Here is a 23706-nt window from a genome sequence, read left to right on the forward strand (position 1 = left end):
CGAGAGCTTCGATGCCTTCATGCTTCCGCTCCTTTTCCCAGCCGGGATCAGAGCATTTTGATCGAGAGACCTTCACAGCCGCTCAAGTTCATCGGCGCTGAACCACCCTTGTTTGACCACCGCAGCAGCAAGCGTGTCGGGGCTCTCTGTATAGGCAACGAGGGCCAAGCTCTTCTCGGCGCGCGTACAAGTGACGTAGAGAAGTCGTCTGGTTCGGTCGATGCCTGTATCGGCGCCCTCGGCGGCATTCTTACGGTCTTGGTCTGAGAGTGGTTTGGCACCGAACAGTTTTTCGTATGAGAATAGGAAGCCTCTCGCTTCGCTATCGTCGAGGATGACTAGCACGCGGTCGAACTGAAGCCCTTTGACGCCCTGGTGTGTGCCAAATGGACCACGATTGCTGATGTACTCGGCGTATGGCGCGATCTGATCATAAGGCGTCTCAAGGAAGGCCCGCCATGCCTGCAAACTAGAAGGGGATGCCTCGGCTTCCCCCTCGGTCTCATTATCCTCGGGATTTTGAACAGTCGTTTCAGGCGCAACTGGCACTGGTTCAGCCTCGATAAACGGACGCAACGCTGCCGGGATTTCGAACAATCGATGTTCCGCGACACACTCGAGAATATCGAGAAGCCGTGTCGAAGGGTTCTCCGCACCTAGTGCTAGAAGCGCCCCAACTGCTGCGCGGGCAGGCAGGAGTGGATCGTCCGGGGTCGAGCTATTGGCCAGCACCGACCGTTTTAAAAGGGGGGAGTTCTTGCGGAGATGAGCCATGACGGCGAACTCGTCGCCGGCGGTCGATGCCGCAAGCAGAGGTGCGACGCGCTCGGTGAAAAGACGCAGTCCTGCGAGTTCGCCGGTCCTTAGACCCGTCGAGAGCCGGGAATCCTTGTCTAGGGCCTGGAACATCGGCACGAAGCCACGACGCGCCGCCGCCATATGATGTTCTAATGTGAGTGTCTTGACGGTGCCATCCTTTTTCCAACCGGCATCACCACAGAGCTCTGCCATGCGCTCGCGCGCCTTTCGTTCCTTGTTCGGTTTGTCGGTTGCATCTGCCGCAACAATAAAGAGCCTAACGGTGCCAACAATGCTGTCGTTCCGCGCTAGTTGGATTTGGTTATCTACGGCGGACCTCAGCGAATTGCCTAATTGCACGACACGTTGGGGAGACCGGTGATTCATGCGCTTTAAAGGCCTAGCCCAATCTGGAGGAATGTTCCGTCCGAGATCCGGGAGACCGTCAGCGTAGATCCGCTGCATCGTGTCTCCAAAGAGACCGAGTGCGAACTTGCCCTTGTTTGCAGCCGCCAAAGCGAAGAAAGCGTCGATGAGTATTTTGTTGGTGTCTTGGCTTTCATCGATCAGCAAAAATGGAAACTTATTCACAAGCACGGCCTGCATTGCCGGCTTTTCCAGGATGAACGCCGCCGTAATTTTTAAAACCTCGGAATGGGAGAGTGAATCCGCTCCGAAGTTATCGCCGTTGGGACTGTAGGTGAAACGCCGAGGGATGCTAAGCCATTCGAGCCGCTTGATCGTCGCGGCGATTGCTCGTTCGCGGTCGTCCGAAGCCTTGCCAGCGCGCCCTTTGGACTGCTTTTGGCGTAAGTCGGCAAGATCGTTGGGAAGCGTTGCCAGCAGCCAAGCCTGAATATCGGTGTAGTAAGTGCCAATATGCGACCAGCAAAAGCTATGTATGGTTGATATCGGGAACAGGGTGTCTTGGCCAACGCGTGCAGCGATCTCATCGGCTGCCGCATTGGTATATGTGATAACGGCGACCTTTTTCCCGGCTTGCCGAAACTCGACCCCATGTTTATCGCGGAAGCCGTGGAGCGCCTCCTTGAGCGAGCGCGTCTTACCTGAACCGGCTCCTGCATAGAGAAAGAAACTTTTCGGATCGTTTGGGTTCAAACATGCGCTGATCGCGAGATCGGCGTCGCGGTCGGTATCAGGCGCACCCAGTTCGATGGCGAGGGGACTCATGTGGTGGCTCCCTTCGGTTCACTCGCCGCGATATCTTTTCCGACAGCGCGCTCAAACCATTCCAGACCTCGCCGAATATACTGGGGTGGCTTGAGCGCCGTGGGGTCGTTCAACATCAAGCAGTCGAGGGCGAAAGCCGCCTTCTCAGCTGTTTTCAGTAGCTCGAAAAGTTCATCTTCAAGCTCCTCGCCATTGGGGTTATCATTCACGATAGCTTTAATCTTGGCGCTGGTCGTCGATCCTTCAACATCTGCGACGACAGTCAGGTTTTCAAGGATAAGCGCGTCCTCAAAGGTCCGAGGAATGACTTCCTGAGTTTTACCGTCAGGAGCTGAAACGCTGACGGGCTTCTGATAGGCAACATATAGCTCGTAGCCGTCCGAACCGGAAGATTGATGATCAGCAGGATCGAGCGCGATCAGTTCATCGATCAGAACTTTTGACGGATGCCACTCCTTGAGTACCTGGTTTGCGGATTTCTGTTCAGCCCCGCGCTTTGGTTTCGCCGCTTTCCATCGAATGGCTTCGCCTCCGCCCTTGACCGGGACCTTGATCGCGACGGTGGCGTCAAGGTCGGCGATGATCAGGGTCGCAAGGCCCAACTCATCGACGAGTTCACGAAAACTATGAGCATGACTGCCACCAAGCTCAAGCAGCGTCACGTAACGACGCGAAAGGTCAGGAAAGTGATGGCGTATAAAATGGGGAACGAGAATGCGCTCGGCCTGCCCCTCAACGAAGATGATGCCGTCGGCGAAGAAGAGATCGCAATGCGTAGCCTTGAGGTAACGCCGAACGAAACGCCTCGTCTCGTCGCCTTCGCCGAAAATGTACGACAAATTCGCAACGGTGGTGGTGGGCGTATCGCCCATTGAGGGTGCCGGTCGTCGCCGAAAATAACGCAGGTTGGCGAAGTCAGCCTCGTGCGCAACGTGGCTCGAATGAGTGCTGACAACCAACTGCGTACAGTGAGTGGTCTTATCGCCAAGCTGATCGTGCTTGCGAAGGAGATTGTAGGCCTTGTTGATGAAAACCTGTTGCACCTGCGCATGAAGGTGAGCCTCAGGTTCCTCAACGAGCACCAGGTGCAAAGGCTGAATTTGCTCCTGTATGCCGCCCTCGCTATCCAAGGATGCCTTACCGACGCGCATCCACTCGTCGCGATAGCCCATGAGCATGAAAACCATGGCGATCAGGTTCTGATAACCCAGCCCCGAGTAGTCTTCAGGCAGCTTCAGTGCCTTGGTGCCGTCTCCGCTGGGGTCTGCGACTTGATATTGCACGGCCGAGCCGTGCTTCAGCCCATCCATGGCTTGCAAAAGAGTAGAGATCTTAAGTTTAGGATTCGCCATTCCGGGATAGCCAAGGTCTTCAAGCTCTTCGAAGGCGGCAGCAAACCCGACTTCCAGTCGCTTATCGAAATTGCGCTCGGCCGTTTGAATCGCGCCAAGGGCTTCGTAGTCTTGCTCTGATGGCGTTTTTGCCGGGTCAAGGTGGCGATCATAGTAGGAGCGCAACTGGTCGGAAAGTCGGCGCTTAAAGCGGCGAGTGCTGGATTCCGAACCCTCGTCGCCGCTCTGACTTTTTTCATGGGAATCCGCAAAGTCTCGCTGCGCGGCAATTTCGTCAATCTTGATGAGGTTTTTGAACGGTGCCTTATCGAGCGGCAAAGCGGTGGTGGGCAGAATCTGGGGTGCTGCCAGTCCTTTCGCCGGAGCGACGACCGCGGAGGGGTCGAGCGCGAATGCCTCGATTCCGATATGAGCACGAAGGCGGCGTTCCAGAAAATCGGTCAGGCTCTTCGGCCAGATCTGGATTTTAACCACTTCGCCGCCAGGGCCCTTCGTGACAGCGGCCTGAGCGGCGCTGCGCTGGAGCAGGTATTCGGCCTTGAGGCTGTCGATATCCTCAATGTGATATTTCAGCCTCACGCCAAGGAGGCCTCCACTCCAATCAAGCGTTGGAAGGACATGGACGACGTGCTGGATCTCCGAAAGGGGAACGTCTAGCCAGACATCTAGAGCAGGGAGGAGGTCATCGAGATTGATATCGGTTTCCGCTTCGGCTTCCCAAGCCTCTCCCAGCGCATCGATCTTGGTCCAGTTCGCGATCGTGATGTCTCGCAACGCGAGCCGGGTCGGAGACAGGAGGAAATATCGTAGGGCAACCATGGCGGAAGTCTTTCCGCTGTTATTGGCCCCTACGAAGATCGTGGTCTTCTTGTCGAAATCAATGTGGGTCGACTTCAGTTTCCGAAAATTAGAGACCTCAACAAACTTGATTCTCATACATAACTCCCCCTCGAGTGTCGAAGATAGTCTATTGGGAGTCTTTGACCCTGTCTCGCGTAGAAGTGACGTGTTGCACCGCTAGGTTGCCATTCTGCCAGTGTTAATTTGGCGATTGCCAACTCGTTGGCATTCACGTCCTCGCGTCTCCGCGTTGAGATGAACGAATTTACTGGCGTATGATCCTAGACAGTATGCTTCGTTCGATAGTCGAGTTGGATAGTTCAGATTACCTCCCAAGCCCGAAACCTCCCCCTCCCGGTCATCTCCCTCAGGCCGAGCTCCAAAACAATCCGCCGCGCCGCCTGCGGCGTCACATCGAGCGTCTTAGCCACCATCCCGGCCGACACCAATGGTTTTGCCAAGACCAACTCCGGCAGCCTTGAAGATGTCCGGCATCCGCCCAGCTTTCGCTCGAACATCGTGCGCGCCAACGCCAACCGGTCATGCTCCTTCAGGCCGAGCTCGGCGGCCGCGATCAGGCCGTGAGCAATGGCGAGCAATCGGGTCTCCCGATGACGATGCCTGCGCCAATCGACGGGAATTGTTTTCAGGCCGGGATTGATGGCGGCGAGATGGTCACCGGTGGTGACCCTGGCCTAGCGCAGGATGGATGCGGAAAACAGCCGGCCAAGCCAGGGCGCGTGCTGAAGGACGGGAAGTTCGTTCCAGGCATCGAGGACGACGATGGCCTGCAGCACAGCCGGCAAGTTCTCGGCGTGCCGCTGCACGCTCTGCCATTCGTCAAGCCGCGCATCCTCGTCCCAGTCGAGATCACACACCAGCGGATCTTTTTCCGCCGCGTCGGAGCGACCGGGCCGTGTTACGTTCTTGATCGCGGCCTCCGATCGCGCGAGCACCGCATCAATGGCGGCATAGTCGGCGCCAGGAAGGTTTTCGATGGCGTCGACATCCTCCCCTTCCGGATCGGTCGGGATCGCACGTCTGGTGGAGCCAAGCACCTCTGCGGAGTCTGCGCTGACCGCCGTTAGATCTGACGCCTGCCTCAGCGCACGAACCCGTCGGTCGACAACGCCCAGCCCGGCAACTGCGCAGCGATGCGCCGGCGGGTGCGTAAGACGTCGCGGGCAATTGTCAGTTCGTGGGTGGGCGTGCGGATATCGCGGGTAGCGTCGTGGAGGACGAGGTCTTCGAGATAGACCAGTTCGCGGTCGATCCACAGCGAGGCGCAAGCGTCTGTGAAATGGGACCGATCGATCCATCCTTGGTCGACCGGCGAACGGGCGATGCTCTCGTCGAGCCGGGTGAGAGCGACACCGGCGTCGAAAGCCGACCGCATATAGGTTGCTATGCTGATTTTCGCGAAATCACAAGCCATTGAATTCATTGTACATCATTCCTTACGGAACATATATCTAAATATTGCAGTTCCTCACATGGTATGGTTACGGGTTAATCCTATAACCATCTATAAATACCCCTTATAGACTTTCAAACACCTGCGCTCCAAAACGCCTCATATCCTGGAGCTTTATTAATCTCAGTTATTTAGTATCTAGTCGACGTCGGATTCACAGGATCCGCACTCGACTATTTAACTACACCAAATACGGACAATATTTCGGAATACTGCACTCACAACATCGCCCCGGCTCCGATCTCCAACTCGCAATCGCAGCTCAGAGTCCTGGGCTCGATCCTGGTGCTGACCGGCAGAATCGAAGCCGTCGGCGGAAAGCGACACTCCAAAAGACGATCACGGGCTTTTGGCCCGCCTGTGCACGGCAAACAGGTCTAGCTCCTCTACCAGGACGGTAGTTGCCGCCGGCCTATTGGAGGCGTCCGACCCTTTCAAGGAACGTGGCATATGTGCTTGAGCCTGCCGACTGTCCGGTGGGAGTGGGGGTACAGTCAACAAAGACTGGGGCGTCTCGATCAGCCCGGTTCGAGTCGCAAATCTGCGAGTTAGCACGACCCTATTTTTGTGATCTTCTTTCGAGCTCGCATGCTTCTCGCCTTCGCTTTCATTGCTCTTTGCTCAACGCGTCGTGCTGTAGCAAACTTGAACAAAGGAGTGTCACGTGGACAGCTTTAAGTACCTCACCGCTGAAGAAGTTTCCGATCGGTATCGCGGCAGCATCTCCGTCGGAACACTGAGAAACTGGCGCGCATTGCGCATCGGCCCCAACTTCGTCAAGATCGGCAAGGCGGTTCTGTATCCGCTCTACGAACTTGAAGCTTGGGATCAGAAGAACAAGGTCAAATGCCGTGATGCGAAAAGCTCCCGTATGCCGATTGATGATCGGCCGTGAAGTTCGCAAACGCTGCGGATCTGCTGCCCCGGCTGCAGATCCCAGCCATCGGCGTCACCGCCAATAGTTATTTCATTACAACGCGTTACGAGAACTCCGCTGCTCGTCCATAACCATCCGTCGGGGGACCCCACCCCGTCGCGCGCCGACATCGACATGACCAAGATGATCGTCGACACGGCAAAGCCGCTCGGCATCGCGGTTCACGACCACATCATCATCGGCCGCGACGGCCATGCGAGCCTCAGAGGACTGCGGCTGATCTGAAGTCGGCCCGTGCTTTGCGGTCTTCGGCGCCCGCAGCCCTCTCTCTTGCCGCAATGCGAAAACCGATAACGAAACGGTTAGGATGGCCTGCTATCGTGCCGCCCGGGGCAGATCGCGCGGGGCGACCAGACTTGCGTCCGACATTCGGGGATACCAGGCATGAACCAATATGATTTCGTCGTCGTCGGCAGCGGACCGGCCGGACGCCGGGCAGCCATCCAGGCCGCCAAGCTCGGCAAGAAGGTCCTGGTGATCGAGAAGGGCACGCGCGTCGGTGGCGTCTCCGTGCATACCGGCACGATCCCGTCCAAGACCCTGCGCGAGACGGCCCTCAACCTGACCGGCTGGCGCGAGCGCGGCTTCTACGGCCGCTCCTACCGCGTCAAGCAGGAGATCTCGGCGGAAGACCTGCGCCGCCGCCTGTTGATCACGCTCGACCACGAGGTCGACGTTCTGGAGCACCAGTTTGCCCGCAACCGGGTTTCCCAGCTTCGCGGCCATGCCCGCTTCATCGACAAGAACACGCTGGAGGTCGAGAAGGAGGATGGCGAGATCATCCGGGTGCATGCGGGAGCCGTGCTGCTGGCCGTCGGCACGCGGCCCTATCGCCCTGCCCATATCCCCTTCGACGGCGACAAGATCATCGACAGCGACGAAATCCTCGAGATCAAGGACCTGCCGCGCTCGATGGTGGTGATCGGCGCCGGCGTCATCGGCATCGAATATGCCACCATCTTCTCCGCCCTCGACACCGCCGTCACCGTGATCGAGCCGCGCGACAGCATGCTGGAGTTCCTCGACAAGGAGATCGTCGAGGATTTCGCCTACCAGCTGCGCGACCGCAACATGAAGCTGGTCTTCGGCCAGACGGTGGAAAAGGTCGAGAAGGACCAGACCGGCAAGTGTCGCGTGACGCTGCAGAACGGCCGCTCGATGATCGCCGAAATGGTGCTGTTCGCCGCCGGCCGGGTCGGCGCGACCGACAGCCTCGACCTTGCCGCCTGCGGGCTCGAAGCCGACAGCCGCGGCCGCATCAAGGTCGATCCGGACACGTTCCAGACCGCCGTTCCCGGCATTTATGCCGCGGGCGACGTCGTCGGCTTCCCCTCGCTTGCCTCGACCTCGATGGAACAGGGCCGCATCGCCGCCCGCCACGCGGTCGGCGCGCCGGCACAGGAGCCGCCGCAATTCTTCCCCTACGGCATCTATGCCGTGCCGGAAATCTCGACCTGCGGGCTGACCGAAGAGGAAGTGCAGCAGCGCGGCATTCCTTATGAATGCGGCGTCGCGCATTTCCGCGAGACCTCGCGCGGCCATATCATGGGCCTCGACAGCGGCCTGTTGAAGATGATCTTCTCGCTGAAGACCCGCCGCCTGCTCGGCGTCCACATCGTCGGCGAAGGCGCCACCGAACTCGTTCACATCGGCCAGGCGGTGCTGAACCTCAAGGGCACGGTCGAATACTTCGTCGAGAACACCTTCAACTATCCGACCCTCGCCGAGGCCTACAAGATCGCCGGGCTGGATGCGTGGAACCGGATGGGGGAATTGCAGGGGGCGTAAAAGCCCTCTCAAGAGCCGCCGCCGCCGGGTGACGATCCCCGGCTATGCGGTCTTCGACAGGAAGGGCAGCCCGGCGACAAGACCGCGACAATAGTCGTCGGTAAGGTCCCGGTCGCCGAACAGGATGTGATAAACGATCGGCGCGACGACCCGATCGATCACCTCGCCCACCTCGAATGACGCCTCTCCGCGGTGGATGGCACGCTCGCGCAGCACGCCGAGCTGGTCATAGGTGTAATTGCAGCATCGCAGCGGATAAATCCCCTCGCCGCTCGTGGCAAAGATGTCACCCAGCAGTTCCCTGCCGACCCGAGACGACATTTCCTCCATGAATTGCAGCGCCCAGGTCTCGAGGTCGGTGCTCAGCGCGCCGGTGTCCTCCGGATCGGCGACGGGCCGCATCCGCCGCACGGCGACGTCGGCCAGCAGGTCGGAGAGATCGCCCCAGCGGCGATAGACCGTGGACGGCGTCACGCCCGCCTGTTCGGCGATCAACGGTACCGTCAGCTCGGTCCTTTCATGCTTTTCAAGCAGGGCCTCCACGGCCTGATGGACCGCCGTCTGAATGCGGGCGCTGCGGCCGCCCTGCCGCACCAGTTCCTTTGCCATCTCATTCACTTTCCCGGAGGGCTTACGCTGAAGATCGCGCCGCCTTCCATCATTCTTGCGATCCATTAACGCAAAGGAATTGCATTAATGCCGAACTTCGCCTAAATTGCGTTAACGCAATTATTTCGCTTTAGGACGCCCAATGTCAATGGACAGCGCTTTTTCCAGCTCGAGGCCTCGGTTCGGCCGGGGAGCCGTAACGGTCTACGGCTTCTTCACCTCGATGACATTCCCGGCCAGCAGCAGCGCCCCGACGCCGCTCTACCACCTTTACCAGGAAGTACTGCATCTCCGGCCCTTCGACGTGACCATTATCTTCGCCTGCTACGCGTTCAGCCTTCTGGCCGCCCTGCTGACCGTCGGCAGTCTCTCCGACTATGTCGGCCGCAAGCCGGTGATTCTGGCTGCGCTGCTACTCAATGCCGGCGCGATGCTGCTCTTTGCCTTTGCCGATTCGCTCGGCCTGCTGATCGCTGCGCGGCTGGTTCAGGGCCTAGCCGCCGGCATTGCCATCCCCACCCTCGGCGCCGCCATCATGGACAGCGATCCCTCCCGCGGCTCGCTGTTCAACAGCATTGCCCCCTTCATCGGCCTGTTCGCCGGCTCGCTGCTCGCCGGCCTGCTGGTGACCTTCGCGCCGGCCCCGCTGCATCTGGTCTATGCCGTCCTGCTGGTCGTCACCCTCGTCGAGATCGTACTCCTCACGCGGATGCCGGAAACGACGCAGAGCAAGCCCGGCGCGCTCGCCTCGCTTAGACCCGCCGTCCGCATTCCCGCCAAGGCGCTGGCCGCCGTGTTGATGACCACGCCGGTCAATGTTGCCGGCTGGGCTCTCGCCGGCTTCTACCTCTCGCTGATGCCGAGCCTGGTCAGCGTCGCCACCGGCATACGCTCGCCGCTGATCGGCGCATCGGTCGTCTCGATGCTGATGCTGGTCGCGAGCCTTTCGGTGATGACCCTACGGGGTCTGGCGGCCAGCCGGATCATGGTGATCGGCACGCTGTCGCTGATGATCGGCGTGGTCGTCAGCCTGACCGGCATCCACCTGCAGAATGTCGTGCTGCTGTTTGCCGGCACGGCTGTGGTCGGCATCGGATTCGGGGCCAATTTTTCCGCCATTCTGCGCATCGTGCTGCCGCTGGCCGATGCCGATGACCGGGCAGCCCTGCTATCCGCCTTCTTCGTCGAAAGCTATCTCGCCTTCTCGCTCCCGGCGATTGTCGCGGGCCTCACCGCCCCCTATCTCGGCCTTGCCGGCACAAGCTACGCCTATGGCGGCGGCGTGCTGCTGCTGGCCGCCATTTCGCTCGTCGCGACGCGCCGCCTGCCCGTCCACCGCTGACAGGCGGCCGCTCGCGCCCCACTGCCGGACGAAAACCATCGCACGGTCATCGCGTGACTGCGCCCGTGGCCGCGGGGCCAAGCGCCCTGCACCGTTATGCCGCGCGTCCTCTTCGCCATCAAAACCTCTGGCGGAGCGGCGCGGTTGCGTGTTCAATCCCGCCGGCACCATGACGGACTTAGAGGGTCAGAGGCAGAAGCACGATGCGGATCATATCGCTGAATGTCTGGGGCGGCATGCTGCATGCGCCCCTGATGGATTATCTCGTCGAGGCAGATGCCGACATCTATTGCCTGCAGGAGGTGCCGCGCGCGCCGTCCAGCCGGTCGGAGTGGCTGAGCTATCGCGACCATGGCGTGGAATTGCAGCAGCGCGCCAATCTGTTCGACGAGATCCGTGCGGCCTTGCCCGGCCATGACGGCGTCTTCTGCCCCACCGCACGCGGCGAACTGTTCGACGGCGAGGCCAGTTGCTGGCAGGAATTCGGCCTGGCGACCTTCGTGCGCAATTCCCTGCCGGTCATCGGCCAGGCCATGGACTTCGTCCACGGCTCGTTCTCTCCGCAAGGTTTCGGCCCGCATCCGCGATCGCGCAATGCCCACTGTGTCCGGCTGTTCGACTACGAGGCCGGCCGTTCCCTCAGCGTCGCCCAGATCCACGGTCTGCGCGACATCGCCGGAAAGGGCGACACGCCCGCCCGGGCGGCCCAGGCCGCGGCCTTCAAGGCGCTGATCGAACGCGTTTGGCGACCCGACGAACCGCTCGTCGTCTGCGGCGACTTCAATCTCCTGCCGGGCAGCGCGACATTCGAAACGCTCGGCACGCTCGGCCTTGAGGACCTGATCACGTCGCGCGGCCACCGGGATACCCGCACCTCGTTCTACAAGAAAGAGGGCCGTTTCGCCGACTATTTGCTGGTGACGGCGGAAGTCGACGTGAAGCGCTTCGACGTCGTGCGCACGCCGGAAGTCTCCGATCACTGCCCCCTGCTGCTGGAGTTCTGACAAGGACAACGACAGTCCATCACGCAAAAAGGCCGCCCCACCGGGCGGCCTTTCTACATGTCCGTTCGAAAGTCCGCCGCCTGCTCGGCGTCCACATCGTCGGCGAAGGTGCCACCGAACTCGTCCACATCGGCCAGGCGGTGCTGAACCTCAAGGGCACGGTCGAATATTTCGTCGAGAACACCTTCAACTATCCCACCCTCGCCGAGGCCTACAAGATCGCCGGGCTGGATGCGTGGAACCGTATGGGGGAACTGCAGGGAGCGTGAGGGGTGGCTGGCTTGCGCCTTCAAATCGGTCATTCACGGTCTTGGATCCAACTCCCGAAAGCAGCCATTCGCTGCACTCCGCACGAAGGTCCTGACGGGGCCGGAAGTGGACCTTCATTTAGGTGCGAGACTTGAACCACCATCTGCAGTAGCGGCCGCTGGAATCAGAGATTATGAGTTGCCCAATTCAGAGCCTCAGTTCGATCCACGACTCCAATTTTTTTGAATGCCTCCTGAAGTCTTTTTTTGACGGCCGCTTCGGTCGTCTCAAGTCGCATGGCGATTTCCATATTGGTTCTTCGCGGAGCCAATGCGGCAAGCGTTTCTGCTTGGCGAATGGTCAGCCTATTCGGAAGAATTGGCCGCGTACCCTTGCCGATCACAGTCTGAGATTTAGCTTCCAGTAATTGTTCAACATCGAGCGAAAAGCGTTGCATTTGCGGACTATTTTGAAACTGCTTAGCCATCCCCTTGATGCCAAGAAGATAGGAGACATTTTTCCTAGTCAGTCTGGGGCTGTTCCCCAGTTTATGTAGAGTAGCCCTAGTTCGTCTGCGCCAGACCCGACTGGGTTGCGTCTTCTCGTTGATGACGACACCTGTGACTTCCATGCGCCCTCCCAACCCTGAAAACCTTGTTTTTCCAGGCTTGAGATTGAATCCCTCCTGCTCAACTGCCGTCTGGACGGCGTCAAGGAATTCAGTCTCAATCCGGTGTGAAGAACTGAAAGTAAGGTCATCCGCATAACGGGAATATTTGTGGCCTGTTTGCAAAGCGAGTCTGGACAGTTCTTTGTCCAGATCGCGGAGCACAAGGTTTGCCAAAGCAGGACTTGTGGGGGCACCTTGCGGCACGCGATCGTCGAGACAGCATAACTCCGCAAGCAAGTTCGCTACCTCTGCCCCATAGCCCAAGGAACCATAAATCGCGCGTATTTGGTCAATCGTGATCGATGGGAAAAATTGTTCAATATCTATGTTCAGCATATGAGCTGCACCAAGGTGAAATTCGGCGTTTTGGACCGCGCTTCGGCCAGAAACAAATCCAAATACATTATCCGCAATTTGTACGTGGTTTAGAATATTGTCCAATATCCACCACTGTATCACTTTGAGATACGTTCTTGGTGTATCGATGTACCTAGGGGTTCCATCTTTCTTCCTTATAGGAAATGAACGATAGTGTTTCCTTGGTTTGCCTCGGATTGAAAAAATTGTTTTTGGACTTATGCCGAGAAAAAGAGGCAGTGAACCAACGGTGGGTATGGGAGGAAGTCCAAGATTTCTGAAGTGCATGGCCTGCTCTTCTGAAAACCCATCTTGTTCAGCCCAGAGAATTTGCTCCAAGTGCTTAAAATCTTTGGGAAAGTAATATGAGCGAGTTGGCATCTACAGCAACTTCCAGTCTCTGAATGTAAGACTGCTTTGAGCGCGCGGCCTAGGTCGAAGAGGAATTTTGGCGAAGACCTGAGGCAAAATGCCTCTTCGATCTAGGCCGTGAGCAACTTCAAACCGAACCTGAACACCGGCTCGCCGAAACAGCGAACAAGCTGAACGCGATACCAACTCGCTTATCATTTATACCACCGCCTCTGCGACTTCATCAAGAAAAATCGCCGATTATCAATTGAACGCTCCAAACCAGCACGTCGAACTAAATGCCGCGCCTTTGGCGCTGTGAAGTAGACGCCTTTTCTGACCGTCAGAACCATCTCGTTTTCGCGAGCGATTTCGTGCGCTTTGCGAAGATGTCCACCTTCAACCAATTCATTTGCGTACGCCGGACTCAAAAGCTGCCGCGCGCTCGCCTCAATATCTTGAATCCTGGCTGGTTGAATGACAGCTAGGATCGAAAAATAGGCAAAGAGGGGGTCTATTTTCTTCATGGCGCGAGCATCTTGCTTTCTGCGACCCGGTTACCCTGATCTATGACGAAGTTCTCGACGGCAGCCCAACAGGAGTCTTGATCGTCATAGTCGATGAACATGACCTCAGCACCCTTCTTTTTGGCTCCCGGAATTGGACCGGTATTAAGATAGTTGGGTTTGTCGTTTTCGTGCTTTTTGTCTATAATTATCAGCATTTTCTGACATACATCGGCATGCAAAGCGAAAGCACCCAACTCCAGGAAAGATCCGGGGCTGCTAGGAAGCATTACGATAGCATCGGTCGAATGCTTTGCGTGTAACAACTCAGCGCTGGCAGCATTGTTTCGGGCACCAAGAAGCGGATTGGCAGCTTCGATTAAATTCGGATACTCCCCCATCGTAACGACCCAACCAAACTCCGTGAGCCGATGGTAAAGGGCGAACCTTAGACGCTTCGCCTTGTTGACGGCGCCCCGGCCTGGTTTTCGCCCGGTGGTTTCAACGTAAGGTCCCGCAAGAAAAACTTTAAATTGCAGCCCCGCGGCTGTTGCTGCATTCTGAAAAGCCTCTTGGTCGAGAATCATTAATGTTCGCTTTGGTGGATGATTGGCACTCACGCAGCTAGCCTTCCATTTTCCACCTTTTTGGCCCGCCCCAATGCCGCCAGACTATCCAACAACGGCTGCTTACTGGTTTTCCTAGCGCGTATAAGGCGACGCGCCAATTGGTCATATAGGTCGCGCCGGATGCCAAAGGAAAAACACTGCAAATTTGCCATCTCGTCGCCGCCGGAGGCCTTCCACTGTCCAATCAATGCCTCTGAGCCACCCATTAGATCGTCTTCCCCTTCAGCTCTTCGACGAACAATACAAAGACAGTTCATCTGCCACAACCACAATACGGCAGCGTTCGTGTTTACAATTTTTCTGCAGGACGAATCCCAGTAAACGAAAGGCAGCGATGAAGGGCAGCGGCGCAGAATGTGAAGGGTTTCTGAGTGTCCGCAAAGGGCCGGAAGCGACGACCGGCAATCACTGCCGAATGTCTGCTTCCCCCGATTCGTTCCCAGAAGCTGCCTCACAGCTCCCGGCCCCACAGCCGCCCCATAGCCCCTCCCCCCAAACGCAAAAAGGCCGCCCCACCGGGCGGCCTTTCCACATTCCAATCAACAACCCAAAGCTTACTCGGCGTCGCCTTCGGCGGCCTTCTTCTTCGGAGCAGCCTTCTTCTTCGGAGCGGCGTCGTCGCCTTCGGCAGCGTCGTCAGCCTTGGCGGCGGCCTTCTTCTTCGGGGCTGCCTTCTTGGCCGGCTTGTCGCCTTCTTCGGCTTCGTCGTCGGCCAGCAGCTCTTCCTTGGAGACCTTCTTGTCGGTCACGTCGATTTCAGCCAGCAGCTTGTCGATGACCTTCTCTTCGAAGATCGGGGCGCGCAGCGAAGCGGAAGCGCCGGGCGTGTTGCGGAAGAAGTCGAGGATCTGCTTTTCCTGGCCCGGGAACTGCTGAAGCTGGGCGAACAGGGCCCGCTGCATTTCGTCCTCGGAGACTTCGACGCCGCCCTTTTCACCGATTTCCGACAGAACGAGGCCGAGGCGAACGCGGCGCTCGGCGAGCGTGCGGTATTCGGTGCGGGCTTCTTCTTCGGTCGTGTCTTCGTCGGCAAAGGTCTTGCCGGACTGGGCGAGATCGGTGTTGATCTGGCGCCAGATGTTCTCGAACTCGGCGTCGACGAGCTTGGAGGGCGTGTCGAACTGGTAGAGCTCGTCCAGCTGGTCGAGGATCTGACGCTTGACCTTCTGGCGGGTGACGTTGCCGTACTGGCTCTCGATCTGGCCGCGGACGATTTCCTTCAGCTTGTCGAGCGATTCGATGCCGAGCTTGGAGGCGAGTTCGTCGTTGAGCTCGATGGCGGCGGGGCTGGCCACTTCCTTGACGGTGATGTCGAAGGTGGCTTCCTTGCCGGCAAGGTTGGCGGCCGGATAGTCGGCCGGGAAGTTCACGGTGATGACCTTTTCATCGCCAGCCTTGAGGCCGACGAGCTGGTCTTCGAAGCCGGGGATGAAGCGGTTCGAACCGATGACCAGTTCCGCATCCTCGTCCTTGCCGCCGTCGAAGGCAACGCCGTCGACCTTGCCGAGGTAATCCATGGTGACGCGGTCGCCTTCGGCGGCCTTGCCCTTCTTGGTTTCGAAGGTGCGGGCGTTTTCGGCGATCTTCTCGATCTGCTCGACGACTTCCGCATCCGAGACGTCGACCACTTCGCGGGTGACCTTGAGGCCGTCGACCGACTTCAGCTCGATCGCCGGGATGATCTCGTAGGAGAGCGTGAACTCGAGGTCGGCCTGGGCGGTGAGGATCTTGTCGGCTTCGGCCTCGTCCTCGGTCATGGCGATTTCCGGCTGGGTCGCCGACTTTTCGCCGCGCTCCGACAGGATGGCGGACGGCTGTTCGCGGATGATCTCGTTGACCAGTTCGGCCATGATCGACTTGCCGTACATCTTCTTCAGGTGACCGACCGGAACCTTGCCCGGGCGGAAGCCGTTGATGCGGACCTTGTCCTTGGTCTCGGCCAGGCGCTCATTCATGCGAGCTTCCATGTCCTTGGCCGGAATGACGACCTTGATTTCGCGCTTCAGCCCTTCAGCGAGCGTTTCGATAACCTGCATGTTCTTACCTTCATGTCGTGGCGGCCGTGCTCGGACAGCCGGTTGTTTCCCTGAGCACGACGCCGGAATCCTATGTTCCCGGACGTGGCTGCGGCGCAGTCTTCAAGCATTCCTGCCAGGCAAAACGGTGATAACAGCAGCGGGATCGTCACCCGGTCCGTCTCGCACCGCCCCGCTCGGCAATCTGGTGCGGGTAGAGAGACTTGAACTCCCACGCCTTGCGGCACCAGAACCTAAATCTGGCGTGTCTACCAATTTCACCATACCCGCGTCCAAAGCAAACGCATGCAGCCCTTGCGCATGGCCCCTCCGGAGCGCGCGTCTCTATATCACCCGTTTTTACGCGCGCAAAGGAAAAATGACGCCTTCTCCGCCGCCCACACACGGAAAGGCGCGGGCGGCGGATGGCGCGCCGAAAGCCGTGTGCAGTCGGTCGACCGCCCCACGGCATCCGGCGTCGGTGGATCGCCCGGCGCGCACTGCAACCCTGCGGCGCTCAATTTCCATCTTTACATCGGCGAGTATATCGGCATTTTCGTCATAAAACCGTCACAAGCAACCATCGGGAAAGTCGCCAATGGCATCTCCCCCTCCTTGCGTGGTCTATTCGACCCTCTCTCTCAACACCTTGACGAAGCGCTGTCGTATCGACGGCCGGCTTTATGACGTTCATCTGGGCAAGTGGATGTTCTACAATCCGGCGCGACAGGAGAAATACTTCCATGTCCGATCCGGCAAGATCGATTCGACTGCGCGAAGCCGTCCGACGGACCGTCAACTGTCGCAGATCGACGAAGCCGCGTTCAGCGGACGCTATCCCATTTCGGTGTGGAAGGAAGCTCTGGCCACGCCGATCTCCCGGCGGCTCGCCGAGATCTGGATCGCCAGCCGGCGTCTCCACGCCGCCGGCCTCGGACCGAGGCCGGGCGCGCTGATCGTCGCGCGCAACTACAAGCGCAATTTCCGCTCTTTTGGTCCGACAGCCGGGCTGCAGATCGAAAATGCCAGGCTGCTTTCGCCGCGTTATCCGGTGACGCAAGAGGAGATGATCGCCGCCGGCGTGCGGCCCGACCGCTATCTGAGCTGCGTGCGGCAGACGATCAACGGCTATGTCTCGGATCTCTGTTCGGTGGTCGGCGTCGTGCCGATCGACGCCGAGGAGGAGATCGAAGCACTCGCCGGACAGATCAACGGTCTGCTGACCGGAAACGGTGCCGGTTAACGCAGCTTCCTCCGGCCGCCGGGGCGAACGCCGGCCAAGGAGCCCGCCAGCCGAACGGCTAGTACAACGGCTCCTGGTACAGCGCCGTGCCATCCATGCGCAGCTCGCGGATCTGGCCGCGGCCCGCCTTGCCCACGCGGACGACCACGGTGACCTCGCCCGCATTGCGACCCGTCTCGATCTCGTGCCCCTCGCCTTCCGGCACGTAGAAGCGCTCGATGCCGTAGTCGACCCTCAGGCTGTCGCCCGCATCGACCGCGCCGTAATAGTAAAAGCGTTGCGTCTGGAGCACGACACTGCCCTCCTCCGGCGCCAGCGCGCCGAAAGAAGCCTCCGCGACCGTCCATAAACCATCCACGCCGGGCTTCAGCCGCACCTGCATCACCTGCCAGCCGGGACCGTCCGGACGATCGCCGGTGATGAGCGTCGCGGGGATGGTCGAGACGTCATAGGCGAGGATGACATAGTCGCCGCGCAGCAGGTCGCGCGGATCGACCGGCATCGTCTTCAGCAGGATCTCTTCGCCGGAGCGCAAAATGCCGGCCCGGCTCTCGATCATCCAGCCGAGCACCGCGGTCTGCAGAACCGTGAGCCCCAGTGCGATGGCCAGATAGCGCATAGTGTTCGGTTTCCGGGTTTCCACAGTCATGTCCTTGCCTCCACGGCCCGCCGGGCAAACACTTTCTCAAGCTTCACCACCACGCCCGCCAGCACTGCGACGACCAGACCGGCCAGCAGGAAGAAGGCGGAGGTGCCGAGCATGGAGTCGATCGTCACATAGGAGAGGTAGAGCACTTCGCCGGCAAAGGCGGCATAGGCGAGGAAGCGCACCGCGCCATTGTCCCGCCCTTCGAGCGCCAGCGCGGCAAGCGCCAGGGCGATCGTGGCGATACCGAGCAGGGCGAGCGCTTCTCCATCCGTCCATTCGGCATGCAGCAGGCCAAGGCCGAGAAGCGCCAGCACCAGCGCATAGAAGGCAAAGGCCGGTTCGAACCGCCGCAGGAATTTCGCCACCGGCGACATCGGCAGGGTGGCCACCAGGAAGGCGATCGTGCCGGCCGCCGCATAGGCGGTTGCCGTCTCGACCTCGATCGACAGCGTATAGATCCAGACGAACCAGGCGAGCAGCAGCCAATAGACGAAATGCCGCGCCCGGTCGGCGCCGGTCCACAGCGACAGCAAACCGATGACGAGGCCGGAAAACACCGGCCACCAGCCGTAGAGCATGTGCCAATCGGCGTTGAACTGTTCGAGCAGGGCGGCGAAAGCGGCAAAGGACAGGATGCCGGCCATGGCCGTCAATGCCCCCGAGCGGAAAGCGGCCGCCGACACGGCGGTCATGGCGAACCACACGAGCATGGCGTCGAAGGCATCGCCCGACAGATGATAGAGCTGGCCGATCAGCGCGATCGCCCCGCCGAAACAGGCGGCTCCGAGCACCAGCAAAGCGCCGCCGAGGCGGTCGGCGCCACGGCCGAAGGCAAGGGCTGCGAGCAGATGGAAGACCCAGATCAGCGCGACGATGCCGCCAACCTTGACCAGCCGCGGGATCGCCTCCCAGTTGGCGGCGATCAGCAGCAGGATCGAGGCGGAGATCAGCACGGCCGCCAGAATCATCAGCACGCCGCCGATGCTGAAAGACGATCGGCGGGAATCATGTTCCTGCAGCAGCGCGTCGGCAACGCCCTGCCCGATCAGGCCCTTGCCCACCCAGATGTCGAGGTCTCGTTTCAACCGCCCGCGATACATGAACTCTCCGTCCCCAGCCCCGGTTCGGCGCGCCTCGTGCCGCCTGGCACGGGCGCCGTCCCGTCGTTTGCGCCATTCTTGAGCCGAACGCCGGCAAAAGACAATCGGGGGCTCCGCGCCCGTGCGACAATCTGCACTCCGTCCATCATGCAGTCGACCCATCATGCAGTCGGCGCATGGCTTCCATGACGATATTGCACTGCACAAGATCGGAGTTTCAGCTTAATGTGATTTTCAACAGAGCGCGGACGAAGTCTCTTCGTTTTCACTCACGCGGCGGTCCTCCGCCGATACGACCTTCGACCCTGCGCACTCCTCCTCCCAGCGCAGCGTCGAACTGACTGACGACACTCCTCCTCCCAGTCGTCGGTCTCTCAAAATGGCGCTCACCGGATCCTCCTCCCCCGGTGAGCGTTATTTTTTTGCCCTCTTCCCAATCCGGCCGATTTCCCATAGTGCAGCGCGCAAGCCCGCTCCCGAGGCTCCGCGCTGCGCGACCAAGCGCCGAAAAATGCGCCAGTTTACCGCATGTTAACCATGCCTCTATGCGCCCACCGCATAGGAGTCATACGGCGATGTCACTTCCGCTTTTTCGCAGCGCAGCATATATTCCGGTCATCGAATTCAAGCAGGCACCCGCCCCCGGGGAGCCGCAACCGGAAAGAGGAAAGACCATGAACATCGCTCGCTCGCTCAACAACTGGCGCAAGTATCGTCAGACCGTCAACGAACTCGGCCGCATGTCCGATCGCGAACTTCGCGACCTCGGCATTGGCCGCGAGGACATCCGCCGCGTGGCACGTCACGCCGTCGCCAGCTGATCCTGACGAGATATTCTGCATGCCAAGAGGCCTCCCTTGCGGGAGGCTTTTTCTTTGCCGCTTTTTCAGGCGCCGATGCCCGCCTCCCGATAATTGCCTTTTATTGCAGCACACCATGCACATTTGCATAGCAGTCGCTTATTCTTTGCACTGCACAATATTGTTTTACAGGCGTATAAAGCGGTCAATCGCTGATGTGGACGAGACCACAGGATCAGCGGAACAAGATTGACCCCGAGGAAACGACCATGAACCCGATCCGCATCGCCAAGAACTGGATGAGCTACCGCCGCACCATCGCCGAACTGGGCAACCTGTCCAACCAGGCCCTGTCCGACATCGGCATCACCCGCTACGAAATCCGCAATATTGCTGCCCGCTCCTTCCGCTAATAGCGCAGGTTGAGCAGAGCAGTGGAAAACGGCACCTTCGGGTGCCGTTTTCGATTCTGGCCCCTTCCGTACGGCGTGCCCTGCCCGCGGCGGACGGGAAAGGATTGGCCGCCAAACCGTCCCGTGATAAGCAGCACGCCATGATGAAAACCACTCCCTCCCCCATTCATGTCGTCGGTGGCGGACTTGCCGGCTCGGAAGCCGCCTGGCAGGTCGCGCAGGCCGGCGTTCCGGTCATTCTCCACGAGATGCGCGGCGTGCGCGGCACGGATGCGCACCGCACAGACGGCCTTGCCGAGCTGGTATGCTCGAACTCCTTCCGCTCGGACGATGCGACGGCCAATGCCGTCGGCGTCATCCATGCCGAGATGCGGCTGGCCGGATCGCTGATCATGGCCTGCGCCGACAAGCACCAGGTTCCGGCGGGCGGCGCGCTCGCCGTCGACCGCGACGGCTTTTCCGACGCCGTCAGCCAGGCGATCCATGCGCATCCGCTGATCACCGTGGTGCGCGAAGAGGTCACCGGCCTGCCGCCCCAGGACTGGGGTCCGGCGATCATTGCCTCCGGCCCGCTGACCTCTCCCGACCTCGCCGAGGCCATCCGCACTGAGACCGGCGAAGACGCGCTGGCCTTCTTCGACGCCATCGCGCCGATCATCCACCGCGATTCGATCGACATGGACATCTGCTGGTACCAGTCGCGCTACGACAAGGTCGGTCCCGGCGGCACGGGCAAGGACTATATCAACTGCCCGCTCGACGAAGCCCAGTACAACGCCTTCGTCGATGCCCTGATCGCCGGCGACACGGTCGGCTTCAAGGAATGGGAAGGCACGCCCTATTTCGACGGCTGCCTGCCGATCGAAGTCATGGCCGAACGCGGCCGCGAAACGCTGCGCCACGGGCCGATGAAGCCCATGGGGCTGACCAATGCCCACAATCCGACCGTCAAGGCCTATGCCGTGGTGCAATTGCGCCAGGACAATGCGCTTGGCACGCTCTACAACATGGTCGGCTTCCAGACCAAGCTGCGCTACGGCGCGCAATCCGAGATTTTTCGCATGATCCCGGGCCTGGAAAATGCCGAGTTCGCCCGTCTCGGCGGCCTGCACCGCAACACCTATATCAACTCACCGGTGCTGCTCGATCCGTCGCTGCAGCTCAAGAGCCGGCCGGGCCTTCGATTCGCCGGCCAGATTACCGGCTGCGAGGGCTATGTCGAGAGTGCATCGATCGGCCTGCTGGCCGGCCGCTTCGCCGCCGCCGACCGCAAGGGCGAGATCATCTCCCTGCCGCCCGAGACGACGGCCATGGGCTCGCTGCTGCGCCACATCACCGGCGGGCATCTGGTCAGCCACGAGGAGCCCGGCAAGCGGTCGTTCCAGCCGATGAACATCAATTTCGGGCTGTTTCCGGAACTGGCGCCGGGCTCGATCGTCAAGCCGGAGGGCGTCAAGCGCTTCCGCGGCAAGGACAAGACGGTGATGAAGCGTCAGCTGGTGGCCGAGCGCGCCCTGGCCGACTGCAAGGCCTGGCTAGCCTCCGAACTCGCCCAGCCGTGACGGACGCTCAGGCCGTCGGGATCGCGCCCGACGGCGCATCCCGCTCGGCACTGCTCACGTAATTGCCCAGTAGCCAGAGTGACACTTCCGCGGCCTCCAGGGGCGAGGCGAAGGTGAATTCGCCATTGTGGAACGGCGCGTCGAGGAATTCGATGGCAAAGCCGCGCCCGTTGCGCAGGTCGCGCACCCGCACGGTACCCGGCTCGATCAGATGGCAGGCATAGTGGCTGCGCATGTTGCGCATGAAGCCGGCCTTGTTGTCGTGCAGACGCACGAAGACCGCATTGCCGTCTTCCGTCGTGTGGAGACTGCGGATGGCTTCGTTGGGAAAGGCCCGGCCGAATTCGAGAAGCGCCAGTCCTGTATCGTGAAGACTGTCCTCGTTCGTCCGCTTCGCAATTCGCGTCGAATAGTAGGCGAACAGGGCCACCAGTGCCAAAATCACAATCCAGGTAATCGAAGCCACGCCTCACCTCCCGTTGCAGCCGGACATCGTCCGACCTTTCACCGCGAGTCGATAGCAGCCGAGGCTTGCGCGAATTTGGTGGTTCAGAAGCTGCCGGTCACCGCGGCCCGCAGCATGCGCAGCTGGCGACGCCATTGCGGCGGCCTGATCGTGCCGTCGAGGATGGCAGCGCCGCGCCGCTGGGCGGCGATCAGAACCGGTTCGCTCAGCGATACCGGCAGATAAGCCGGCACCAGGCTTCTGGGTAGCCGTCCCGCTTCACGCGCCTTGCGCAGGTGGTCGCGTCCGAGCCCGGCAAAAGCTTCGATCGCGGCCGAAACCCTGGCCTTGTCGTCGCCGGCGAGGAAGGTTTCCCGATCGAGCCCGACCGCCGAGAGAATTTCCAGCGGCAGATAGAGCTGGCCGCGCGCCCGGTGCGTCGGCATCAGCAGCAGCGCACCGGCGATGGCCTGGGCGACGCCGGCATGACCGGCGATGGTGGCGGCCCCGGCCGCGGCGTCCGGATCGAGCACGAGGCTCGCCAATTGCACGAGTGCCGCTGCCGTCTCGCCGGCATAGCCCTCGAACATCACCGTCGTTTCCATCGGATCGTCGTAGAGATCGAAGACGCGCGCCTCGATCATGCCGGACAGGGCGGCGATCGGCAGGCGGTGGATGCGGATGGCGTCCAGGAGTGCCGCCGCGATAGGATTGGCCTCGGTCGAACCGTGTGCTGCGCCCTCCAGAAGGTCGCGCCAGTATTGCAGGCGGACCTCGCCCGGCAGTGGCTCGCGCACCACATCGCGGATGCGGGCGATCTCGGCATTGAAGGCATAGAGCGCGGCGACCGCGCCGCGGCGGGCTGCCGGAGTCAGCAGGCTCGCCAGATAGCGGTCGCGATCACTGTCGCGCAGACCCGACATGTCGAGAATGCGGTTTCCTGTCTCGGCATCGCTCACGGTGTTCATCCCGGCCGTCAGACGGCGATCAGGGCGGCGGCAACCGCCCGCTGCTCGGCGAGCATGATGTTGAAGGTGCGGATGGCTGCACCCGTGCCCATCGGATCGCTGGCGATGCCCCTTGCCTTGAGGGCAGCCTTCAGTTCGGCCGGAAGGGGGCGAAGCTTGGCGCCCGTGCCGACCAGAAGTACCTCGATATCCGCCGCATCGTCGAGGACGCGGCGGAAATTCTCGACCGAAAGCGGCATGGTCTCGTCCATCTCCCAGCCGTAGATGCCCGAGGGCAGCAACAGCAGCGAACCCCGATGCGACATGTCGGCAAAGCGGAAGCCGCCATTGCCGTAGGCGTCGATCTGGGCCCGCCCCGGAAAATGGGCCTCCCGGATGACGATACCCTTGCCGGTCGGTCCGAAGGACGACACC

20 protein-coding genes, 1 tRNA gene and 3 pseudogenes are annotated in these 23706 nt (G+C 60.3%); 10 read left to right on the forward strand and 14 right to left on the reverse strand.

Translation table 11 applies throughout. From position 1 onward, the window contains the following. Positions 1-72: 72 nt before the first annotated feature. From L867_RS0104495 to L867_RS24585, 3 genes and pseudogenes are all read right to left on the reverse strand, one after another. Positions 73-1989 (reverse strand): UvrD-helicase domain-containing protein, encoded by a 1917-nt coding sequence (locus L867_RS0104495; protein ID WP_051438820.1) that lies wholly within the window; start codon positions 1987-1989, stop codon positions 73-75. Next, positions 1986-4277 (reverse strand): ATP-dependent nuclease, encoded by a 2292-nt coding sequence (locus tag L867_RS0104500; RefSeq protein WP_028735773.1) that lies wholly within the window; start codon positions 4275-4277, stop codon positions 1986-1988. Before L867_RS0104500 ends, L867_RS0104495 begins: the two co-directional genes overlap by 4 nt. Positions 4278-4501: 224 nt before the next feature. Beyond that, positions 4502-5625 (reverse strand): annotated as a pseudogene (locus tag L867_RS24585) (RHE_PE00001 family protein). A gap of 694 nt (positions 5626-6319) precedes the next feature. Between L867_RS24585 and L867_RS0104515 the strand changes: the two are divergent. From L867_RS0104515 to sthA, 3 genes and pseudogenes are all read left to right on the forward strand, one after another. Continuing rightward, a complete protein-coding gene (locus L867_RS0104515; protein WP_028735775.1) occupies positions 6320-6550 on the forward strand; it encodes a helix-turn-helix domain-containing protein in 231 nt (76 codons plus the stop codon). Positions 6551-6649: 99 nt separating this feature from the next. Beyond that, positions 6650-6817, forward strand: a pseudogene (locus L867_RS26705) (JAB domain-containing protein); the annotation flags it as partial. A 159-nt stretch (positions 6818-6976) separates the two neighbouring features. Continuing rightward, a complete protein-coding gene (sthA, locus tag L867_RS0104525) occupies positions 6977-8380 on the forward strand; it encodes a Si-specific NAD(P)(+) transhydrogenase (RefSeq protein WP_028735776.1) in 1404 nt (467 codons plus the stop codon). A gap of 42 nt (positions 8381-8422) precedes the next feature. Here the strand turns inward: sthA and L867_RS0104530 are convergent, their stop codons facing one another. Beyond that, entirely contained in the window at positions 8423-8989 is a 567-nt protein-coding gene (locus L867_RS0104530) for a TetR/AcrR family transcriptional regulator (protein WP_028735777.1), read from the reverse strand. Between the two features lie 142 nt (positions 8990-9131). Between L867_RS0104530 and L867_RS0104535 the strand changes: the two genes are divergently transcribed. From L867_RS0104535 to L867_RS26710, 3 genes and pseudogenes are all read left to right on the forward strand, one after another. Continuing rightward, on the forward strand, positions 9132-10331 hold the full coding sequence (locus tag L867_RS0104535) for an MFS transporter (protein ID WP_028735778.1): 1200 nt from the start codon (positions 9132-9134) through the stop codon (positions 10329-10331). Between the two features lie 203 nt (positions 10332-10534). Beyond that, positions 10535-11335, forward strand: a complete 801-nt coding sequence (locus tag L867_RS0104540; protein WP_028735779.1) for an endonuclease/exonuclease/phosphatase family protein — start codon at positions 10535-10537, stop codon at positions 11333-11335. Positions 11336-11403: 68 nt separating this feature from the next. After that, a pseudogene (locus tag L867_RS26710) lies at positions 11404-11604 on the forward strand (Si-specific NAD(P)(+) transhydrogenase); the annotation flags it as partial. Positions 11605-11768: 164 nt separating this feature from the next. On the opposite strand, the gene L867_RS26715 reads toward L867_RS26710, so the two are convergent. The 5 genes from L867_RS26715 to L867_RS0104565 form a co-directional block, all read right to left on the reverse strand. Then, the gene (locus L867_RS26715) at positions 11769-12950 is read right to left on the reverse strand and encodes a retron St85 family RNA-directed DNA polymerase (RefSeq protein ID WP_169734062.1); all 1182 of its coding nucleotides are present in this window, start codon (positions 12948-12950) and stop codon (positions 11769-11771) included. A 227-nt stretch (positions 12951-13177) separates the two neighbouring features. Then, a complete protein-coding gene (locus L867_RS27275; protein WP_104368030.1) occupies positions 13178-13489 on the reverse strand; it encodes a hypothetical protein in 312 nt (103 codons plus the stop codon). Next, positions 13486-14088, reverse strand: coding sequence for a hypothetical protein (locus L867_RS0104550; RefSeq protein WP_146086582.1), 603 nt, complete (start codon positions 14086-14088; stop codon positions 13486-13488). The genes L867_RS27275 and L867_RS0104550 overlap by 4 nt, the downstream gene beginning before the upstream one ends. 563 nt (positions 14089-14651) lie before the next feature. Then, positions 14652-16133 (reverse strand): trigger factor, encoded by a 1482-nt coding sequence (gene tig, locus L867_RS0104560; protein ID WP_028735783.1) that lies wholly within the window; start codon positions 16131-16133, stop codon positions 14652-14654. A 185-nt stretch (positions 16134-16318) separates the two neighbouring features. Continuing rightward, positions 16319-16403: transfer RNA gene (locus tag L867_RS0104565), tRNA-Leu, on the reverse strand. A 307-nt stretch (positions 16404-16710) separates the two neighbouring features. Here L867_RS0104565 and L867_RS0104570 point away from each other — a divergent pair. Beyond that, positions 16711-17355, forward strand: a complete 645-nt coding sequence (locus tag L867_RS0104570) for a hypothetical protein (RefSeq protein ID WP_146086583.1) — start codon at positions 16711-16713, stop codon at positions 17353-17355. Positions 17356-17413: 58 nt separating this feature from the next. Here L867_RS0104570 and L867_RS0104575 read toward each other — a convergent pair whose 3' ends face one another. Then, positions 17414-18004, reverse strand: coding sequence for a GDYXXLXY domain-containing protein (locus L867_RS0104575; protein ID WP_051438822.1), 591 nt, complete (start codon positions 18002-18004; stop codon positions 17414-17416). Further along, positions 18001-19104: a DUF2157 domain-containing protein gene (locus tag L867_RS0104580; protein WP_028735786.1), complete on the reverse strand. Its 1104-nt coding sequence runs from the start codon at positions 19102-19104 to the stop codon at positions 18001-18003. Before L867_RS0104580 ends, L867_RS0104575 begins: the two co-directional genes overlap by 4 nt. A 674-nt stretch (positions 19105-19778) precedes the next feature. Between L867_RS0104580 and L867_RS26720 the strand changes: the two genes are divergently transcribed. From L867_RS26720 to trmFO, 3 genes are all read left to right on the forward strand, one after another. Continuing rightward, a complete protein-coding gene (locus tag L867_RS26720) occupies positions 19779-19925 on the forward strand; it encodes a DUF1127 domain-containing protein (RefSeq protein ID WP_084638483.1) in 147 nt (48 codons plus the stop codon). Positions 19926-20173: 248 nt separating this feature from the next. Beyond that, the gene (locus tag L867_RS26725; protein ID WP_084638459.1) at positions 20174-20317 is read left to right on the forward strand and encodes a DUF1127 domain-containing protein; all 144 of its coding nucleotides are present in this window, start codon (positions 20174-20176) and stop codon (positions 20315-20317) included. A 140-nt stretch (positions 20318-20457) separates the two neighbouring features. Further along, on the forward strand, positions 20458-21879 hold the full coding sequence (gene trmFO, locus L867_RS0104595; RefSeq protein WP_037172610.1) for a methylenetetrahydrofolate--tRNA-(uracil(54)-C(5))-methyltransferase (FADH(2)-oxidizing) TrmFO: 1422 nt from the start codon (positions 20458-20460) through the stop codon (positions 21877-21879). A gap of 7 nt (positions 21880-21886) precedes the next feature. Here the strand turns inward: trmFO and L867_RS0104600 are convergent, their stop codons facing one another. From L867_RS0104600 to L867_RS0104610, 3 genes are all read right to left on the reverse strand, one after another. Beyond that, positions 21887-22345 (reverse strand): hypothetical protein, encoded by a 459-nt coding sequence (locus L867_RS0104600; RefSeq protein WP_028735788.1) that lies wholly within the window; start codon positions 22343-22345, stop codon positions 21887-21889. Between the two features lie 83 nt (positions 22346-22428). Beyond that, positions 22429-23247 carry a phytoene/squalene synthase family protein gene (locus L867_RS0104605; protein ID WP_408605960.1) on the reverse strand — a complete coding sequence of 273 codons (819 nt, stop codon included), beginning with the start codon at positions 23245-23247 and terminating at the stop codon, positions 22429-22431. A 53-nt stretch (positions 23248-23300) separates the two neighbouring features. Continuing rightward, positions 23301-23705, reverse strand: a complete 405-nt coding sequence (locus tag L867_RS0104610; protein WP_037172616.1) for an Mth938-like domain-containing protein — start codon at positions 23703-23705, stop codon at positions 23301-23303. Position 23706: the final 1 nt, after the last annotated feature.

Source organism: Paenirhizobium selenitireducens ATCC BAA-1503 (genome assembly GCF_000518785.1).
Taxonomy (GTDB): domain Bacteria; phylum Pseudomonadota; class Alphaproteobacteria; order Rhizobiales; family Rhizobiaceae; genus Allorhizobium; species Allorhizobium selenitireducens.

What these genes read in the sequence shown, in the direction of transcription:
- L867_RS0104495 (WP_051438820.1), bottom strand. Translation starts at nt 1,989, where the DNA reads ATGAGTCCCCTCGCCATCGAACTGGGTGCGCCTGATACCGACCGCGAC.
- L867_RS0104500 (WP_028735773.1), bottom strand. Translation starts at nt 4,277, where the DNA reads ATGAGAATCAAGTTTGTTGAGGTCTCTAATTTTCGGAAACTGAAGTCG.
- sthA (WP_028735776.1), top strand. Translation starts at nt 6,977, where the DNA reads ATGAACCAATATGATTTCGTCGTCGTCGGCAGCGGACCGGCCGGACGC.
- L867_RS0104530 (WP_028735777.1), bottom strand. Translation starts at nt 8,989, where the DNA reads ATGGCAAAGGAACTGGTGCGGCAGGGCGGCCGCAGCGCCCGCATTCAG.
- L867_RS0104535 (WP_028735778.1), top strand. Translation starts at nt 9,132, where the DNA reads ATGTCAATGGACAGCGCTTTTTCCAGCTCGAGGCCTCGGTTCGGCCGG.
- L867_RS0104540 (WP_028735779.1), top strand. Translation starts at nt 10,535, where the DNA reads ATGCGGATCATATCGCTGAATGTCTGGGGCGGCATGCTGCATGCGCCC.
- L867_RS27275 (WP_104368030.1), bottom strand. Translation starts at nt 13,489, where the DNA reads ATGAAGAAAATAGACCCCCTCTTTGCCTATTTTTCGATCCTAGCTGTC.
- tig (WP_028735783.1), bottom strand. Translation starts at nt 16,133, where the DNA reads ATGCAGGTTATCGAAACGCTCGCTGAAGGGCTGAAGCGCGAAATCAAG.
- L867_RS0104570 (WP_146086583.1), top strand. Translation starts at nt 16,711, where the DNA reads ATGGCATCTCCCCCTCCTTGCGTGGTCTATTCGACCCTCTCTCTCAAC.
- L867_RS0104575 (WP_051438822.1), bottom strand. Translation starts at nt 18,004, where the DNA reads ATGACTGTGGAAACCCGGAAACCGAACACTATGCGCTATCTGGCCATC.
- L867_RS0104580 (WP_028735786.1), bottom strand. Translation starts at nt 19,104, where the DNA reads ATGTATCGCGGGCGGTTGAAACGAGACCTCGACATCTGGGTGGGCAAG.
- L867_RS26720 (WP_084638483.1), top strand. Translation starts at nt 19,779, where the DNA reads ATGAACATCGCTCGCTCGCTCAACAACTGGCGCAAGTATCGTCAGACC.
- L867_RS26725 (WP_084638459.1), top strand. Translation starts at nt 20,174, where the DNA reads ATGAACCCGATCCGCATCGCCAAGAACTGGATGAGCTACCGCCGCACC.
- trmFO (WP_037172610.1), top strand. Translation starts at nt 20,458, where the DNA reads ATGATGAAAACCACTCCCTCCCCCATTCATGTCGTCGGTGGCGGACTT.
- L867_RS0104605 (WP_408605960.1), bottom strand. Translation starts at nt 23,247, where the DNA reads ATGTCGGGTCTGCGCGACAGTGATCGCGACCGCTATCTGGCGAGCCTG.